This is a genomic window from Paenibacillus ihumii (assembly GCF_001403875.1).
Classification (GTDB): Bacteria; Bacillota; Bacilli; order Paenibacillales; family Paenibacillaceae; genus Fontibacillus; species Fontibacillus ihumii.
In genome coordinates this window covers 757,041-774,900 of the sequence record NZ_LN884299.1, presented here as the reverse complement: position 1 = coordinate 774,900, position 17,860 = coordinate 757,041, and the positions used below count along the sequence as shown (strand labels likewise).

The window sequence follows — 17,860 nt, the reverse complement described above, 5'->3', positions numbered from 1 at the left end:
TGCCTGCGATTCAGTCCAGGCAAAGCTGTGGCAGCGGTCTGTATCGATCGGGCCCATATCAAATGTGTGGAGGTATGGATATGCGGAAAAAGGTAAGCGTTCTCACATCACTCGTCTTGATCACAGCCATGCTGCTGTCGGGGTGCGGTTCAGGGGGAGATAGCAAGTCCGCGGGGACAACGCCCGGGAATGCGTCCGGGGAGAAGGTGAAGCTGACGGCGATTATGACCAAGCATCCGCTCACCAAGCCGCTGGCGGAAATGGAGTGGCTGCAGGCGGTCGAGGATGCCGCCGGAGTCGAAATTGAGTGGCAGGAGATTACCACCGACTATGGGCAAAAGAAAGGCACGATGCTGGCCAGCGGCGACATCCCGGATCTGTTCATTGGGCCGAATGTCATCACGGATGCGGATTTTGCCCAGTTCCAGGGGCTGTTCCAGGATTTGTCCGGCCTGCTCGACCAGGCCCCGAACGTGCAGAAGATGTTCAGCGAGAAGCCAGAGACGAAGCTCATCGCCACGCAGCCAGATGGCAAAATCTACGGCCTCCCCAAATACCAGCGGTTCTGGCCGTCAACCGGCACCAGGCAGTTCATCAACCAGAAATGGCTGGATGAGCTAGGGCTGCAAAAGCCGACGACCTGGGATGAGCTGTATGACGTCCTCGTCGCTTTTAAAGAGAAAGACGCCAACGGCAATGGCGATGCGAAGGACGAGATTCCGATGGATTGGCCGGGCGGGATCGGCGGATACTTCAATCCGGCCGTGCTTCTGGGCAGCATGGGCATCACGCTGTCGGAGGGCAGCAGTCAGGGCTATTTTGTCGAGGATGGACAGATCAAGAATTTCCTCATCGACGAACGCTACAAGACCATGGTGGCTTTCCTCAACAGGCTGTACAAGGCCGGGCTGATTAATCCCGAAGTGTTCACGCACGACTATACGAAATATCAATCGATCGCCCGCGGGGAAGGGGACACGGCCAAGGTTGGCTTCACCTGGGGCTGGGTGGCGTCCGACCGGTTCGGGGAGCAGCTGGCCCCGCAGTATATCACTCTGCCTCCGCTGAAGGTCACCGCGGATTACACGGGGGAGCTGTCGTGGAGCTATGATTACTATTCCTTGAACTACGGCACGAATCACGTCGTGATGTCCGCCAAGACGAAGCATAAGGAAGCGGCGATGCGGTTTATCAACGAGCTGTACGATCCGAAGGTCGGCATACAGGCGTTGTTCGGCTCGATCGGCCCGAATATTCAGGACCATGGAGACGGGACTTACAGCGTGCTGCCTCCGGCTAATCCGGAGATGGACCCCGGCACCTGGAAATGGACGTCCACGATGGCGGATCACGGGGCTTTTTATATCCCGGACGATCTGCAGCTGACCCTCGGCAAAGACATGCAGGAGGTACTCGGCCAATCCGAGCCTTTGGAGGAAGCATTGAAGGTGGATCTGGAAAAGGATGTTTTTCCCGGCCTGTTTATCAAATACTCGACGATGGACAACAACACGATGAGCCTGAACAACACGAACATTATGAACCTGGCCGAGTCCAGCTTCGCCAAGTGGGTGACCAAGGGCGGCATCGAGGCAGAATGGGATGCGTACGTGAAGGAGGCCCAGAAGGCTGGCATCACCCAGAATCTAGAGATCATGCAAAAATACTACGAAGAATATAAGAGCAAAAAATAAGGGGGGAGCATATGCAGACTCGCAAAGGGCTAGTTCACGCCGTCACGCGCGACTATCAACTCTGGATCATGATCCTCCCGGCGATCATCGTCATTCTTATCTTTAATTACATCCCGATGTACGGGATTCAGCTCGCTTTTCGCGATTATGACTTCAGCAAAGGGCTGACCGGGGGCGAATGGCGGGGACTGGCGTATTTTCAGCAATTCATTGACAGTTATCTGTTCACCGACCTGATGCGGAACACCTTTCTGATCAGCCTGGCGAGCATTGTGCTTGGCTTTCCGGCTCCCATCATTTTGGCGTTGATTCTGAACCAGATTCGGCGCAAAAAAATGAAGCAGCTCATGCAGACGACCGTCTATCTGCCGCACTTCATCTCGGTGATCGTGCTGGTCGGTATGCTGAATGTGCTGCTGTCGGCGGAGACCGGGGTCGTCGGTCATTTGATGAAAGTGGTCGGGCTGGGGCATATCAACCTGCTCGCCTCGACTGGCACCTTCATTCCGGTGTACGTGCTCTCGGACATTTGGCAGCACTGCGGCTGGAACAGCATTATCTATCTGGCCGCCCTGTCCACGGTCGATCCCCAGCTCTATGACGCGGCCCGCATCGACGGGGCCAGCCGCTGGCAGACGATTCGCTTTGTTGATATTCCGGCGCTTGTGCCGACGATTATTATTTTGTTCATTCTCAGCATGGGCAACATTCTCAGTACCGGCTTCGAGAAAATATTCCTGATGCAGAACTCGCTCAATCTGCCCGTTTCCGAGGTTATTGCCACCTATGTATACAAAATCGGGATCGTCTCGAGCCAGTTCAGCCTGGCCTCGGCCATCGGCCTGTTCAATACGGTGATCAACTTCATCTTCTTGTTTGCCATGAATACGATCTCAAAGCGGGTATCCGAGACGAGCCTATTCTAAAAGCCTATGAGGAAAGGAGGAACGGACATGGATTCTACGCGAATGCGTAATCATGGGATTGGCACGGAACCCGCTCGAATGGGTAGTGATGGAGCAACATTCAGCAAAGGGGCCTTTCGCAGCAGCGGCAGTTTCCCTAGCGGTGGAGTCTCAGGCAGCAGCGGTAGCTTTCCCATCAGTGCAGTCTCACCCAGCGGCGGTACCTTACTTAGCGATGGAGCCCCACTCAGCGAAGGCACCTTACTTAGCGATGGAGCCTCACCCAGTAATGGCACCTCACCTAGCTATGGCAGCTTGCACAGCAAGGGAACCAGCAGCGGAAGCCCGCGAATCGATGGAGCCGAGCCGCCTCTCGGTGGAATCGGGCCAAGCTTCCATGGAGCGCCACCGCCAACGAACGGAGCCCGCCCGCGCCTCAACGGCAAAGAGCTCGCCTTCAAAATCACGCTCGGGCTGCTGTGCACGTTTATTTTTCTAATCATCGTTTATCCGCTTTATTTCATCGTGATCGCTTCCTTCAGCGACTCCACGCTCGTAGCGACAGGCAAGGTATGGCTGGTGCCGAAAAATATCAGCTTCTTCGGATATCAGGAAATTTTCAAGGATATGCGGATCTGGACGGGCTACCGGAACACGGTGTTCTACACCCTGTTCGGCACCTTGGTCAATATGCTGTTCACGCTGCCTGCGGCGTATGTGCTGTCCCGGCGGGAGTTCCGGGCAAGGAAGGTCATTATGTTTATTTTCGTGGTGACGATGTTCTTCAACGGCGGACTTATTCCGACTTACTTGCTAATGAAGGATTTGCATCTGACAAATACGATTTGGGTGTTCATTATCCCGTTTTGCGTCAACGTGTTCTATCTGATTATCGCCCGGACGTTCTTCGAGAGCTCGCTGCCGCAGGAGCTGCACGAGGCAGCGGTGATGGACGGCTGCTCGCACTTTACCTTTTTCTTCAAGGTGGCGCTGCCGCTCTCGAAGGCGATGATCTCGGTAATCGGTCTCTATTATCTGGTCGGGCACTGGAACGACTTCTTTACCGCGCTGATCTATATCCGCAATAACAACCTGCAGCCGTTGCAAATGATTTTGCGGGACATTCTGCTGTCCAATCAGGTGTTTGCCGGCGGGGCGGGCACTGGGGGAGATGCGGGAGGTTATGCGCAAAGATATGCCGACCAGATCAAATACGGCGTTATTATCGTGTCCACGCTGCCGATTCTGGTGATCTATCCGTTTATCCAGAAATATTTTGAGAAGGGTGTCATGATCGGTTCGATCAAGGGGTGACGCTGGAGGGTAGAATTAGGGTGTACTCGGCAGGACTCGGCAGAGCTTACTGCACCTAGCGGTAGCGGAGCCCAGCAGGAGCCAGCGGAACCCAACAGAACTCTAAAAGGGTCGCTTAGCCAGAGTTTTTTTAGCATAGAAAATTCCGTCCAATGGTAGCCAATGCAACCGCTGGGCGGTATTTTTTTGTGGATTTAATTAGAAAGGCTCTGTCTGACGGGGTTTTTCACATGTTACAGAATATTGTTGATTTTTTGATCTCTTCCTCGGTGTGAATTATTATATTTATGGATTCCAGATAACCATATAACAAATATTTATAAGCATAGAGATAGTAAGGTAGACAACTTTTCCTTTGTGTTCAAGCGTGATAATTGCATAAGCAGGCATTGCCAAAGCGCATATCTAAACAGGTTGGGCTGAGCTACTCCTCTCATGTGGCGGTACATGGCTGAGAATTGTTTGTCCAATTTCTGTACATTGCGGGTATGAAAAAGCAGACGATCAGCGGGTGAAGTTGGGCGGCAGGCAGTGGTGGATGTTCCGTTCACATGAACTTGGGTTTCTCCTTTTATCATTTGCTTCCGAGACTTTAGAGTATTTGCCGAGGTGAGATTAACTCTCCAGTGATTCTGGCGATCGCAGTGAAATTGTATAGTTTGTGTAGTCTTTGGAATGGTTCGATGTGCGGGTAATCCTTTACGTGAAGGCTTGAATTCTCGTGTGGCTGTTTCGGTAATACCCGTACTAGGGAGTTCACCTTGGATTAAATGCATGTTTTTCTCTATATATTGAAGAACAGCTTGTCGCCAGGAGTGAATTGTAGTTGGGCTTACACCTAAATCCGTAGCTGTTTTTCGGATGGATATTCCGTCAAGCATCCTTTGCATGAAGGGAAGGATATGTTTGCGGAGCTTTTTGTAATGGAATATCGTGTTCGTATGATCATTAAAATGAAGCTTGCAGATTTTGCAATGAAATCTTCTTTGGGTCTTTTCGGGATCGGCATAACCATAAGCTACGATATAGCGACCCTTGGCGTCAGATTCACTCCTCTGTGTTTTGCAACGGGGACAGGACATATATAAGGGGTGTTTTTTGTCCCGAATGTCATCGGCAGACAGACCAAGCCTTTGATCAAATTCTTCAATTAATCTCTTTTTTCGCTCTTTGGGAGAGTTTATTAGCATTGTGATAAGTTGACTATCCGCATTTTGCCCCATAAATAACCGACACCTCCATTTACACCCTTTTAGTTGCTTATGACCATCTTAAATGATTCCATTTGGTAGATCAACGACATATTGTAACATGATGCATCTTTAAACGATCTTAACTTGTAACAATTTGGATGGACGTCTAAGATGAAAGTAGTTTTTGTTTGGGGACGGAGGTGCGTTCAATGGAGGTTAACTTATCAGGATTATCAGTGCAATTATTGCGCGGAGTGCCTGAGTTAAAATATGTCAACGCAGAGAATGTAGTTCGCTATCGTGCGATTATGCGATTTTTCTATCAAGAATATAAAAGATTGCGATATTGGATGAAGACGGAAGATGTGTTCGAGGCGATTAAAGCATGGCATGTCTTGCCAGAGTATACGATTGAAATGTGCCAAAGCGACCTGGATCAATTAGTAGAGTGGCAGAACTTAACTGCCCGTCACGATGGCGGGCGATCTTCTACATTAGAGGAATATCTCAAGAAGAAAATGCAGTACCTGTTGCGTCCTTATTCCATTGAAATCGAACGGTTGCTAGAGACACTGGAGAAGGTGACGGGGTATGGCGGTTCGTTGGAAGCCTCTTTATTCGATACGATTGCGGATAAACTGTTCGATATTCGCAGTAAGGTAGGTGAAATGGAGCCGGAATCAGCGCTGGAGTTATGGAATGTCTTATACCGATCCTTCGTCAGTTTACATGAGAATGCAGCGGACTATATAGCCAGTCTGCATACAGCCCGGGCAGAAGAGATGATGGTGACGGAAGCCTTTTTAATATTTAAGGAAAAGTTGACCGATTATCTGCAAAATTTCGTACAAGCATTGCAGCGAAGCGCCTATAAAATTGAAGGCAATCTGCTGCGGATTAATGATACGGTTCGCGATTTGTTCTTGGAGCAGGTGGTGGAAGGTGAGCTTAGAAAGCCGCGGCTGGAAGATGGCCCGAATCGGGAGGAAATGTTAGCGGAATTTCGCCAGGGATGGACCAATATTCGTTGTTGGTTTGTGGGTGAGGGAGCTTCGCCAAGTGAGCTCACATTGCTGGAGCGGGCGACGAAGGACGCGATTGCACGGATCGTAAGAAGCGCCATACGCATTCAGGAACGGAAACGTTCAGGATTGAGCCGTAAAAAAGAGCTCGAGCATCTGGCCCGCTGGTTTGCTTCGGTAGAAACAGTGGAGGAAGCGCATAGGCTGTCTGCATTTACTTTCGGATTATTTCCAACGCGACATTTGCAGGGGGAGGATTTACGCGACTCAGACCGTGCAGATATGTCATCCTGGCAGGAGCGCCCCATGGTGCGCATCCTTCGTTCACGCAGCCGCAAGAGAGGGGAGCGCCAGCCAGTTGAGGCGGTAAGAGATAACGAGCATAGGAAGCAGCGAGAGAGGGAGGCATTCAAGCTGCGGCAAGCGGAGGAATGGAGGATGATCGCAGCGCTTGTGGAGCAGGACTCTGTCAAAATTTCCGAATTCGGTTCGGTGACGACCGAGGAGCGGAGGCGTCTGCTGCAGTGGATCGGCAGATGTATGACGGCAGGAAGCAGCTATTCGTTTGTCACGCCGGAAGGTGTGCGAATTAGGTTGAGCAATCCATCTATGGAAGAGCGGACGGTTCTAAATGCAGAAGATGGTGATCTGGAGATGGCGAACTATGAGTTGCATTTTATGTTAACGGAAGCGGCTAGGGAATTTGCTGCAGCGGCAATGGATACGTCCATAGATGGGCCGAAAAAGGATTTAGAAGAAGAAAGGCGTGAGTAGTAGATGTCCGGAGGAGCGGTTCGGCGATTAGGCAAGCAAAGAAAAAGCGCGGAACAGTCCGCCGAGCGTAAACGTGCATGCATGCATGCGCTGCTGAATAGACCGTGGATCGCAAAAGAAGAGGATCCGGATTTATATTTTGCGGTCCGGGATCATTATGAAGAGTTGCGCGACTGGTTTATGGATAAGGCGGGGTTTCCACTGATCGTAACACGTGCGCTTGCAAAATTAGATAAGACTCCGGTTAAGGCGCAGACTTGGATGGGCTTTCCCGAGTTTCGTGAGAAGCGTGACTACGTTTTTTTCACTTATGGTCTGTGGTATTTGGAGGGGAAAACGGAGCTGGACCAGTTTCTGCTCTCTGACATTGTTGAGGAAATCCGCGAACAGATGCTTAGTGCTGGTCTGGAGGCGGACTGGCGGAATTATTTCGATCGCCTGTCCATGGCCAGGGCGTTGAAGAAGCTGCGGGCACTAAACGTACTGTATAGCGTAGATGGTGATGAGGGCCAATGGGCACAGGATGAGGAGCGCAACGCATTGTATGAATGTTCACCGTTAGCCAGGTACGTGCTTCGACGGTTCCCTCACGATTTGACGAATTGTTCTCGACTCGAGGAGTTGGAGAATCCTATCCCTTATGCCAATACTCAGGATGGTCAGTCGATGAGGCGTCGGCATCGGGTGTATCGTCGACTGCTGCTGGAGCCGGCCATAGTCGACAGGCATTGGGATGAGGAAGATTTAAATTATGTGCTGTGGCAGCGACGCGCGATTATCGATCAACTCGAGAATATGTTGGGCTGGGAAGGCCGGCGTTATCGGGAAGGGCTGGTTTTCTTCCATCCCGAATTAACCGGAGAGTGCGATTTGTTTCCGACCGTATCGGTTGTCTCGGATTTAGCGCTGCTTGCTGCGACTGAAATCCGTAAGAGACTGTCGGAGGGAGATGGTCTAAACGTAGAGGACGACGGTACGGTGCGTTTAACAAAAGCAGAAATAGAGACTCTCCTGTACAGATTGCAACTTCAACATAAAGAATTTTGGAGCAAAGAGTTTCGGGAAGCCTCCTCCCAAGAGTTGGCGGTGCTGTGCATGGAACATTTTTCCGAATGGGGGCTGGGGGAACGTGAAGGAGAGAATTCGTTTCTGATTTCTCCAGTACTGGCTAGATGGACTTCGGAATATGCGAATACAGACTTTGATACTTGAGGTAAATTGAGCAGTATTCAAACGGGAGGAGTAGATGTGGTGGAACGGCAGATGATGGAGCAAGAGGTTGGGCGACAAGCCGCAAGGTGGCAGATGCACCGCGTCGGTATTTTGAATTTTTGGTATTACGACGAAGAGGAGTTTCAGCTTGAGGATGGCCGGCTGATTCTGCGAGGTGCCAACGGATCCGGCAAGTCGGTTACGATGCAGAGCTTTCTGCCGCTTGTACTTGACGGGGATAAGCGGGCTCATCGGCTAGATCCGTTCGGTTCGCGGGATCGGCGCATCGAGTATTATTTGTTGGGCGAGGAAGACGGCGGGAAGACGGACACGACAGGCTACTTATGGATAGAATTTAAGCACGGAGGAACCGGAATTTATAGGACAATTGGTATTGGGCTGAGAGCGAGAAGGAATGCGGCACAGGTGCAATTCTGGGGATTCCTGTTGGAGGATGGCCAACGGATCGGACGCAATTTCTGGTTATATGATCGCAATCAATGGTTAGAAGACGGAATTCGGATTCCACTTGATCGTAAAGGAATTGAGTCGAAAATAGGGGCAAGCGGGCAGGTTGTTTTTGACCAGAAGTCCTATCAGGATTTGGTAAACAAACATATTTTCGGATTCGCTGACACGGATGCTTACCAGGATTTACTTCAGCTCATGATCCAATTGCGTAGTCCGAAACTGTCCAAGGATTTTAAGCCATCAGCGATTTATGAAATTCTCCATCAGGCATTGCCTCCTCTAATGGAGGAGGAACTGCGGCCGCTTTCCGAGGTGCTGGAGGATATGGATCAAATGACGGATCGCCTGGACGAACTCAAGCGGCACCGCACCGAAATGTTGAAGTTACAGGAAAGGTATGATTTTTACAATAAGCACATGCTGTATACTCGATCCGAGCGCTTGCTGGAGACCAAAGCGACTTATGATGAAGTCGATGCCAGAGTCAAGAGCTCCGAAGATGCGCTTACTCAAGCAGAGGCAGCAAAGGCCGACGCGGCGAAGCAACGCAGCCGCATGCAGGAACAGTTGCAGGAAATTGCCGTCGAACGTGAACTATTAGAAAAGCACGAGGCGATTGGCAAGCAGCGGGAATACGATGCCGCAATGACGGCTTTGGCGGATACGGAGAAGCAGTTGGAACGCTCTAAAGAAAGAGTAGGGAAAGCCCTTATCAAACAAGAGCAGCTTGGAAACAGGTTGCTGGAGGCTGGGAAAAAACAGGATGCAGCTGAACGGGAGCAGCAGGAATTGCTTGGCGAACTGGAAACGATTGCGGGGGATATGGAATTTGCCGGACATGCCATTTATCATCGGTACTGGTCCACGGATATTCCCACAGACGATATATGGAGAGAGGCGTGGAGAAAGGATCTGCATGATCACCGGGATGCGGTAGAACGCAGTTTGGCCAAGGCCGTTGAGGAGAAAATGGCGGTAGCGCTGGTTAAAGAAAGCGAAATTGAGCTGGGCGAAGCGAGTCGGGTTAGGGATGAGGCTGAACGTCAGCGCGGTGAGCGTGAAAAGCAATTTGAGGAGAGCAAGGAGGCATTTAAGGACGAGATTGTCATCTGGCAAAGTGGACTACAGCAGATGGCTTTTGCCGAGGATGAGATGCGTGTAACATTTGGGGCACTTCGCGAGTATGGCCTGGAACAAACGTCGCTGGAGCCAGTGCGCAAGACATTGTTGAGCCGCTATGAAGCAGCTCACGAGAATTTGGTGATGAAACGGCTTGGAATGGAGAAGCAGCGGGAGGACTTAGTGGATGAGCGGATGCGACTTGAGGAAGAGAAGCGCGGCTGGGAGCAAAGTCGGGAGCCTGAACCTGCTCGCAGTGAGGCACGCTCGAAGTACCGGGAGGAGGGTTCACAGCAGGGCGGTGCTCCGTTCTTCGCCGCATGTGATTTCCAGCCACACCTCAGCGATGAGACTAAAGCGCGACTCGAAGAAGCGTTGGAGCGCTCGGGGTTGCTCGATGCTTGGCTATTCCCGGACGGTCAGGTGTTTGGGGGTGGCAGTGGAGTTGAGGAAGCTTGGATTATACCGCGTCCGCTAGAATTCGGATATACACTGGCAGACATGTTAACACCTGCTCCTCCAGAGGGGAGCGGACTTACGGCTGAGTTGGTGGATGCAGTTTTGCGGAGTTTTTTGTGGGATGAGGAAGGCAGCCTATTGGATAACGGCGACTGGAACGGGATCCTTTCGGCTGATGGCTCTTATCGACTCGGTTCGCTCGCTGGCAAGGCGGCAGTGAAGGAACAGGCGGAGTATATCGGCAAGGAGACCCGCCGTCGTACTCGTATGTTAGCAATCGCCCGGCTGAATGAAGCTATTGGTGCATTAGATGCCACACTGCGTGAATTGGGCGAACGAATTGCTGAGCAGGAGGAGGCGGAGCGGAGGCTGGCGGAAGAACGAGAACAATTTCCCGGAGGTACGGAGATGGCTAGAGCCCTTCGGGAGCTGCAGGCCGCAGATTATCGGTTGCAGGCGGCGGCCCATCAGGAAGGGCAGGCGAATGAGCGTTTCAAAGCTAAATCAGCACACTGGCGCGAGCTCCAGCGGGAATTGTTGGAGCTTACCCAAGGATGGACCAGACTTAAGCAAGAAAAAGATCTTGCTGCTGCTATCGTTATAATTCGTGATTATGAAGCTATGCTATCGGATCTCCATTCCGCTTGGCGGCAGTACAGGGAGGCTTACGTTTCTCGGGATCGGCTGGCGGATGAGCTAGACACGGTCATCCTAGAACTAGAGGACGAAGATGCATTGACGGATGAGCTCGATGAACGGCGTCGAGTCCAGCGGACCCAGGTTGATACGTTAAGACGGCTGATTGAGGAGCTGGGCCTGGCCGATGTTGCTCGTAGGATGGAGGAGCTGCGGAATGAACAATCCGTGCTGCATGGTCAGGCTAAGGAAGTGGAGTCGCTGCTTGACGAGGCTAAGGACAAAGCGGCCAGAGCGGAGGCACAGTTAGTGTTACTGCGGGAGCAGGCAGAGACGATTCGTTCTGGGCTGGAACAGGAACAAAGGCAGCTAATGGCGGAATTGGGCAATGGCCTGGTAGGCGAATGGAAGTGGAGCGTGGAAATTACGGACACGGAAGAAGTCCAAGCACATGCAGCTTCTCTCCACATGACAGCCAAAGAAATCCGAAGGCAATACGAGCCGCTGTTTGCTGGGCGTAACGCTGAAAATATCGTGAACCGTTTGCTAGAGCAGTTTAACGCCGCGCGTATGTTGTTAACGGAATATGTATTGGAGACGGTTGTGGACGAAACGAATGGGCGGCTTTTACTGTTATCCATGCGCAATCCCCATCAACCACTGCCACCGCATGTACTGCTGAACGAACTGGAGCATCAGGAAGCGGAGCAAGGTGCCTTGTTAAGCGATAAGGATCGCGAACTGTACGAGGAGATCATTCTGCGCAGTGTTGGCAAGGCCGTCCGGCAGCGGATTCACCGTGCAGAGCAGTGGGTTCGGGAAATGAATAAGTTGATGGAGGAGCGCGATACGTCGAGTGGATTGCGCCTAAAGCTGGAATGGCTGCCGAAGTCGGCGCTGGGGGAGCATCAACTGGGCGTTTCTGAACTGGTTGAGCTGTTAAAGCGTGATTCGCATCGATTGCGTGAGGATGAAATCGACGCAATGATTGAACATTTTCGGGGGCAGATCAGTAGTGCAAAGCAAGCGGCCCAAGAGGAACAGGAATCGCTCCGCCAGCATCTATATACCGTTCTTGATTACCGCAATTGGTTTCAATTTGAACTTAAGTATAAAAAAGGAGCGCAAACCGGTTATCGACCACTCACGGATGCTCGTTTCAACGTGCTGAGCGGGGGCGAAAAAGCGATGGCCATGTACATTCCGCTGTTTGCTGCCACATCGTCCCGGTATTCTGACGCCCGTTCCGAGGCGCCGCGGCTCATTTCGCTTGATGAAGCATTCGCGGGTGTGGACGAGGAGAACATGCGAGATATGTTCAAGCTGCTGACGGATATGGGCTTCGATTATATGATGACTTCCCAGGTGCTCTGGGGCTGCTATGATACGGTTCCGAAGCTGGCAATCTATGAAATTTATCGCCCCAAGGATGTTGATTTTGTCACTTTGTTCCGTTACCGCTGGAATGGCAGGCGTAAGGAATACGTTGAAAGTGGTGCGGAAGCATGATCAAAGATTCGCACTTTGCTTATGAAGATCCTTCGGACAGGGGCAAACAACCTGACTGTTCAGAGCAAGTAACTTGCGCAAAAAAAGCACGAAATTATTTCTCCAACCCAGGGTTTAAACGAATGCTTGAGGCTGTTTGGAAGCGATATTCCAGTTTGGAAAAGGTAGGCGGGCATGCTATTGTCCCGCGTGCGAGTGAGGAAGAATGTGAGGCGATTAATGCTTTTTTTGGCTGGTATAAAAGACCTGGAGCAGATATTCGTATTCCTCTTGTAAAATTTGAGCAAGAATTGCTGGGATCGGCATTTCCCTTTACGATTGTCGAATTATATGAGGTCTTGGCTGGTGAACCGTTGCTAACCAAGTCAGATCGACAGCAGTTGGCGATGCAGGATTGGCAGGAATTGTTCATAACGGTGGAAGCTCAGGCCATGAAGGAAGGGATACAGTTTCAGCCCACGATAACGGATTGGTTAGCTGGCTTGAGAGATGGTCGGATATTTGGTTATCGTACCTTGCGTGAATTGTGGCGTGATTCTCCCGAGTCAGCGAGCAGGGAATTAACGCATGCTGCGCGGGCGTGGAACCTATTACTTACGGGGAATACTTCCTTAGATTTAGACGGGAGTGAAGCCAAGGTATCGTCGATACGCTTGCCGGTACTCGCCGCATTGGCCACCGGAAATCCACATGCGCTGGATCGGAATGTTCCGGCGGGTCGGTTGTTGTTCCAGGCTTTACGTTTAGCAGGGTCGGGAAAGGTGTTAGTGGGAACTGAGCCTGATTCGCTAGACTTGGCAAATTGGACGGATTTGGCGGATTCAGCAGACTCTGCTGAATCCGATAAGGTACCAGACTTCCCGTCCGGCATCGACAGCTTGGAAGCGAGAGGAATTTACCGTAGCGCGGGGATTATGGATGACGATATATCCTCCCTTGTTCATATGTATTGTCCTTGGGACGAGAAAACTGAGCCGTATGTTCTGACATTGAGACAGATCGAGGCAGGAAGAACACTTTCTCCGGTTAGTGATATTTTTATGGTTGAGAATCCGGCAGTTTTTTCCACCTTAGTTGATATAACGGAAGCTTTAGAACCTGCAAGAAACATAAAGCGGACAGAAAAAGCAACGGAGCAGGGAGATCCCTTTCGGGCATCAGGTCCTCTGTTGCTTTGCACAAGTGGCCCAGCAAGTGCGGCCGTGTTACGGCTAATTGATCGATATTTGCAAGAAAATCTGCTTTCCAACTACTTATATTACTCGGGTGATTTTGATGTTAAAGGAATTGAGTTTGGGAACGTTCTGGCCTATCGTTACGGGAATCGATTTAAAGGTTGGCGTTTTGACGAGGACAGTTACTTGACAGGGTGTACTATAAATCTTCCGAATGAGGTAGTATTTTCGAATGAAGAACTATTCCGTTTAAGCAGAATGGGGGCTGCTTGGGATAACTCTTTGTGCGCTAGGATGAGTGACAAAGGTAGAAAGTTGTTTCAGGAACAATTAATTGTCTTGTTGTCGGATGATTGGAAACGGGCAGTTTTAGGAGGAGAAATGGATTGTTAGCATATATAGATGAAAGTGGATTTCCGCATCCGCATGATGAAACCTTGCACCCGGTTTTAGCTGCCGTCTGTATTCCCAAAGATGAAGTGCGGAATATTATGCAGCGAATGTATAAAATAAAGATGGATATTTACGGTCGCTATGATGTCGAATTAAAAGCTGTAAATGTACTGAAGCCCAAATCCATTACAAAAAATTCATACAACAAGGGTCGTAGATGAGATATTGAGTAATATATTTAATCTCAGGATCTTTGCTATCGTTATGGATCATCCTGAAACTCCTTTGCCTACGGAACCAGGTAATTTTCCGAATCATTACAGATTTCTGTTACAGCGAATTAACGGGTATTCTTTGATTAGGGGAACAAAATCTGTCGTTTGTTTTGATGCGCAAGATGAAGGTAACGATATGATTATCTCACATAAAATGAAGAACTACTTGTTTCGTTCTACAGAGGGAAATCAATGCACATCTATTGTTGAATCGGCATTTTTTGTAAGCTCTAAGGTAGAAGAGGGTATTCAACTTGCAGATCTGACGGCAGGAATTATAAGGAAGTACCATGAACTATGTCTAGGGCAAACAGAATTGGATCCATTTTCAGCATGGATATTTGAAATGTATGAAAAAATTAAATTACGTTCATGTGGCGTATCCTCCCCAAATGGCGAACAGCTATTACACGGAATTTACAAGCTCCCTGCTAGATTAATGCTCTAAGTCAAATGTTTTCTAGAGATGATCGTTTGACTTTTATCTATAAAACTGTATAATCTTAACTAAGACTGGTGTTGTGGTTCTGTCTAGGAGCTGCCTCGTGCTGGTCTTATTTTATTTGTACATATAGATACATTTCTTCTGATTCGTCCTTCCCTGCGTGATCTTCTTATATCCTCTCGCTTTGACTAAATCCCTGGTTTTGTTCCAAACAATGAACTCTATGATTACTTATATTTCCAATAAGCCAATTTTTATAAAATCATCCCGCGCAAGCGCTCCAGGCATCCGCCCCATATGTTAATCTGGATGAATCTATGGGATTAGTTGCAAATGATTAGGAGGTAAAATCGATGGCTGAGACACGTCATATTCTCGAATGGACCTTGGTATCCGAGTGCCCGATTCCACCGGATGTAAGCAGCCTGCTCGTTCCTGGCGAAGAAGCCGTTGCTGCCTACAAAACGTTTCGGGACAGCGCTATTTTTACCAATAAGCGATTAATTGTCAGGGATGCGCAGGGATTCTCGGGCAAGAAGGTGGAGATTTACTCTCTGCCTTATTCTTCAATCGATATGTGGTCTACAGAGAATGCCGGAGGATTTCTGGATATGAACGCAGAGGTGGAACTGTGGACGCGTGCGGGCCATATTAAGGTGAAGCTGCAGAAGGGCGTCGATATCCGCCGGTTCGATATGCTGATTGCTAATGCGCTGTTAACAAAGTGATTTGTACGAGATTCTTATTCCCTTACTATGGATAGTTTCAGGCCTAAAGTTGGAAAATTTAATAGAGATATGATGAAAGACACTTTTTATGGTGTCTTTTTTGTTTGTCATGGGTATTCCGATATATTCCTCAAAAGTAGGTATTTTGGTAAAATGTCACACAACAGTATTTTCCTGAAATGGGGTTGGAGCTGTTTGAATAAAGTGGATCCCGGCAGAATCGGGGGCTTGGCACGCGACCTGGAGCGTTTAGAGCGTACGATGGAGAATGGAATTACGGGAATGTCCAGGGAACTAAACCGGCTCATTCGTGATGTAGAGGCGGATTATTCTGATCCGTCCGAGTATAATGTGCGATCCGCGGCGCGCGAGGCCAGAAGTGTGCTGCTGGAAATCGGAAGGCTGGCGGAGCATATTGACGAGCAGATGAGGAAGAAGGTTCAGGCTTTACGTTTTGCGGAAAATGAATACATCAAGGCAGAGAAGGACTCGGCCAGGGCGATCGGCGTGAGGAAATCAACGACGACGTTAACGCTCAAGGGAACGATTCAGAGCTGGTTTCAGCGCTTCTTGGAGAAGGGGAGGCAGAATGTCGCTGATCCAGGCGGAGGGGCCTCGACCACAGGGTCAAGGCCATCGCTGCTGCAATGGATTAAGGGAAGCTTGCTGGAGCTTCAGGATGCCTCTTTGGTACAGCGCCTAGATCCGGTGAAGGAAGACGAGCGGATCGCCTCGCTTCTGCAAATTTTGGATACCGGGACGGCGGAGGAGCAGGCGTGGGCGCGTAAGGAGCTTGAGGCCATCGCCTCAAGCTTTAAGGAGATTGCCCGCAACCAAGCAGCCTATAAAATATATGCAATTTACAATAATGAGCTATACATGGGATACGCGCATCGGTCGGCCCAGCAGCAGAGGGAACGGCTAGCGAGGCTCGGTGTCGCTGAGGAATGGTATAAGTCTGGGGTCAGCTTGGCCGTGTTCTATAAAGGCTCTCCGCTGGGTGCCTGCGAATATAATCCGCTGAAACAGGATCTGTCCGCGATGCCGCAAGAGAGTGAGCTGCGCATGATTATCGCGGCCGGCATGATCAATCCTCTCTATCGGGAGTGGGCGAGACTGAAGTATGATTCTGTTGAAGCTGCTGTTCGCCAGGCTGCTGAACGGCGCAGGGAAATGCAGGCGCTGCTGGATGAGTATAATCGGGCGATTCCTGCGGAGGATATCCGGAACATGCAGCAGTATTTAAAGGACATGAACATCTACCAAGGGGAGATTACGGGCGAATATAACCAGGAATTCCTGATCGCCGTAGCAGGCTACCAGCACATCGCGAACACGGCGAGCTCTATGGCGGCGGTTAAGCGTGATAATTTTGGATTAGAGATATTCGAAGTAGATGGGAAGATCACGAAGGGGCTGCTTGAATTAGCATTCGCTGAAAGTGACTATGGCTTACGCAACAATCCGAACCTGAACACCAGCGGGTTGACAACAGCCACAACGATCGTAGGCGTAGGGGACGGTATCGTCAGTCAATTGTATGAGGACACGAAGGATTTGGCCGACTTCGCTATCAATTCCAATCCGGCGAGCTTGGGATTCTGGACAGATACGGTGCCGGGATATTACGCTATAGGTGAAGCGATTGCAGCCGGCGAGCTTACGATCGATGATATTAAGAAGCTGCTCGGCGATGCAGCGGCGGAGGAGTTCGTTGTTCCTTTCCAGGATATCTCCGAGCTGCAGTCGAAGGTTCTTTCCGGAGAAGCGACCTATGAAGAGAGCGTGAGATATGGACGAGCCGCGACGAAGGTGTTCTCTATCGTAATTCTCGTATATGAGGCGGCTAAATCAGGAGCCAAATTCTCAAGCAAGACCGTGAAGGAACTCTTGAAGACTGTGAAGGAAGCGGCGCAAACGCGGGGGCAAGCCTCGCTTGCTACCCCTTATGGCCCTGCAATCCCTATTCGGGATATGGATGTGCCGAGGACGGAGCCGCAGTTTACCCAGCCTAAGCCAGATTCGGGATCGAGTGGCGGGAGGATGGATCTTGTTGAGGGGACGGGTAATGGTGACCACCCGATTAGAACCTACCGAAATGCTGTTTTAAGTAAACTTGAAGCTAAATATACTGCTGACCCTAGACTGACCGTTGAAATGCCATACGTAGGTAAAGGAAAGAATGGTACAAATTCAGAAGGATGGTTACGGGATAAGGACTACTACTGGAAGGAAGTACTAGAGAGGTATCCCGAAAGTATAAGTAAAGCCAATAAGCAAAAAATTGAATTAGGATTTTCACCAATTAATGACAAGCAGTTCAGAGAACATTTTCCGCAATATGATATTAAAGAACTCAATAATGACACGTTAATACACCATCATATTGGTGGTGGCGGGCAAGCTGTCGCAGTACCGTCCAAATTGCACCCTGGTTCGGGTGGCATACACAATGCTGAAAAAGAAGCAGGAATTTGGGGTAGTGATAGCCAATATGCTGAATTACTAGAAAAATTTTTGAACAAGTAAAGGGTGA

Annotated in this window: 12 protein-coding genes; 11 read left to right on the top strand and 1 reads right to left on the bottom strand. The window is 50.0% G+C overall.

The genetic code is table 11. From position 1 onward, the window contains the following. Nucleotides 1-80 precede the first annotated feature (80 nt). The 3 genes from BN2762_RS11200 to BN2762_RS11190 all read left to right on the top strand — a co-directional run bounded on the left by BN2762_RS11200 (nucleotide 81) and on the right by BN2762_RS11190 (nucleotide 3,913). The gene (locus BN2762_RS11200; RefSeq protein WP_055107075.1) at nucleotides 81-1,694 is read left to right on the top strand and encodes an ABC transporter substrate-binding protein; all 1,614 of its coding nucleotides are present in this window, start codon (nucleotides 81-83) and stop codon (nucleotides 1,692-1,694) included. 11 nt (nucleotides 1,695-1,705) lie between these two features. Next, entirely contained in the window at nucleotides 1,706-2,620 is a 915-nt protein-coding gene (locus BN2762_RS11195; RefSeq protein WP_055107074.1) for an ABC transporter permease, read from the top strand. Between the two features lie 441 nt (nucleotides 2,621-3,061). Further along, the gene (locus BN2762_RS11190) at nucleotides 3,062-3,913 is read left to right on the top strand and encodes a carbohydrate ABC transporter permease (protein WP_230202612.1); all 852 of its coding nucleotides are present in this window, start codon (nucleotides 3,062-3,064) and stop codon (nucleotides 3,911-3,913) included. Between the two features lie 317 nt (nucleotides 3,914-4,230). Here BN2762_RS11190 and BN2762_RS11185 read toward each other — a convergent pair whose 3' ends face one another. Continuing rightward, nucleotides 4,231-5,136 carry a hypothetical protein gene (locus BN2762_RS11185; RefSeq protein WP_055107073.1) on the bottom strand — a complete coding sequence of 302 codons (906 nt, stop codon included), beginning with the start codon at nucleotides 5,134-5,136 and terminating at the stop codon, nucleotides 4,231-4,233. Between the two features lie 179 nt (nucleotides 5,137-5,315). Here BN2762_RS11185 and BN2762_RS11180 point away from each other — a divergent pair, with 179 nt between their 5' ends. From BN2762_RS11180 to BN2762_RS27690, 8 genes are all read left to right on the top strand, one after another. Further along, nucleotides 5,316-6,902: a TIGR02677 family protein gene (locus BN2762_RS11180; RefSeq protein WP_055107072.1), complete on the top strand. Its 1,587-nt coding sequence runs from the start codon at nucleotides 5,316-5,318 to the stop codon at nucleotides 6,900-6,902. A gap of 3 nt (nucleotides 6,903-6,905) precedes the next feature. Further along, on the top strand, nucleotides 6,906-8,114 hold the full coding sequence (locus BN2762_RS11175; protein WP_055107071.1) for a TIGR02678 family protein: 1,209 nt from the start codon (nucleotides 6,906-6,908) through the stop codon (nucleotides 8,112-8,114). Between the two features lie 36 nt (nucleotides 8,115-8,150). Beyond that, nucleotides 8,151-12,308, top strand: a complete 4,158-nt coding sequence (locus BN2762_RS11170) for a TIGR02680 family protein (RefSeq protein ID WP_230202492.1) — start codon at nucleotides 8,151-8,153, stop codon at nucleotides 12,306-12,308. Beyond that, nucleotides 12,305-13,876, top strand: a complete 1,572-nt coding sequence (locus tag BN2762_RS11165) for a TIGR02679 domain-containing protein (protein ID WP_055107070.1) — start codon at nucleotides 12,305-12,307, stop codon at nucleotides 13,874-13,876. Before BN2762_RS11170 ends, BN2762_RS11165 begins: the two co-directional genes overlap by 4 nt. After that, complete coding sequence (locus tag BN2762_RS11160; protein ID WP_055107069.1) at nucleotides 13,870-14,097, top strand: DUF3800 domain-containing protein; 228 nt, start codon at nucleotides 13,870-13,872, stop codon at nucleotides 14,095-14,097. Before BN2762_RS11165 ends, BN2762_RS11160 begins: the two co-directional genes overlap by 7 nt. A 43-nt stretch (nucleotides 14,098-14,140) precedes the next feature. Further along, nucleotides 14,141-14,599 (top strand): DUF3800 domain-containing protein, encoded by a 459-nt coding sequence (locus BN2762_RS11155; protein WP_074048619.1) that lies wholly within the window; start codon nucleotides 14,141-14,143, stop codon nucleotides 14,597-14,599. A 350-nt stretch (nucleotides 14,600-14,949) separates the two neighbouring features. Next, nucleotides 14,950-15,324, top strand: a complete 375-nt coding sequence (locus BN2762_RS11150; protein WP_055107057.1) for a PH domain-containing protein — start codon at nucleotides 14,950-14,952, stop codon at nucleotides 15,322-15,324. Nucleotides 15,325-15,528: 204 nt separating this feature from the next. Next, complete coding sequence (locus BN2762_RS27690; RefSeq protein WP_230202611.1) at nucleotides 15,529-17,853, top strand: hypothetical protein; 2,325 nt, start codon at nucleotides 15,529-15,531, stop codon at nucleotides 17,851-17,853. Nucleotides 17,854-17,860: the final 7 nt, after the last annotated feature.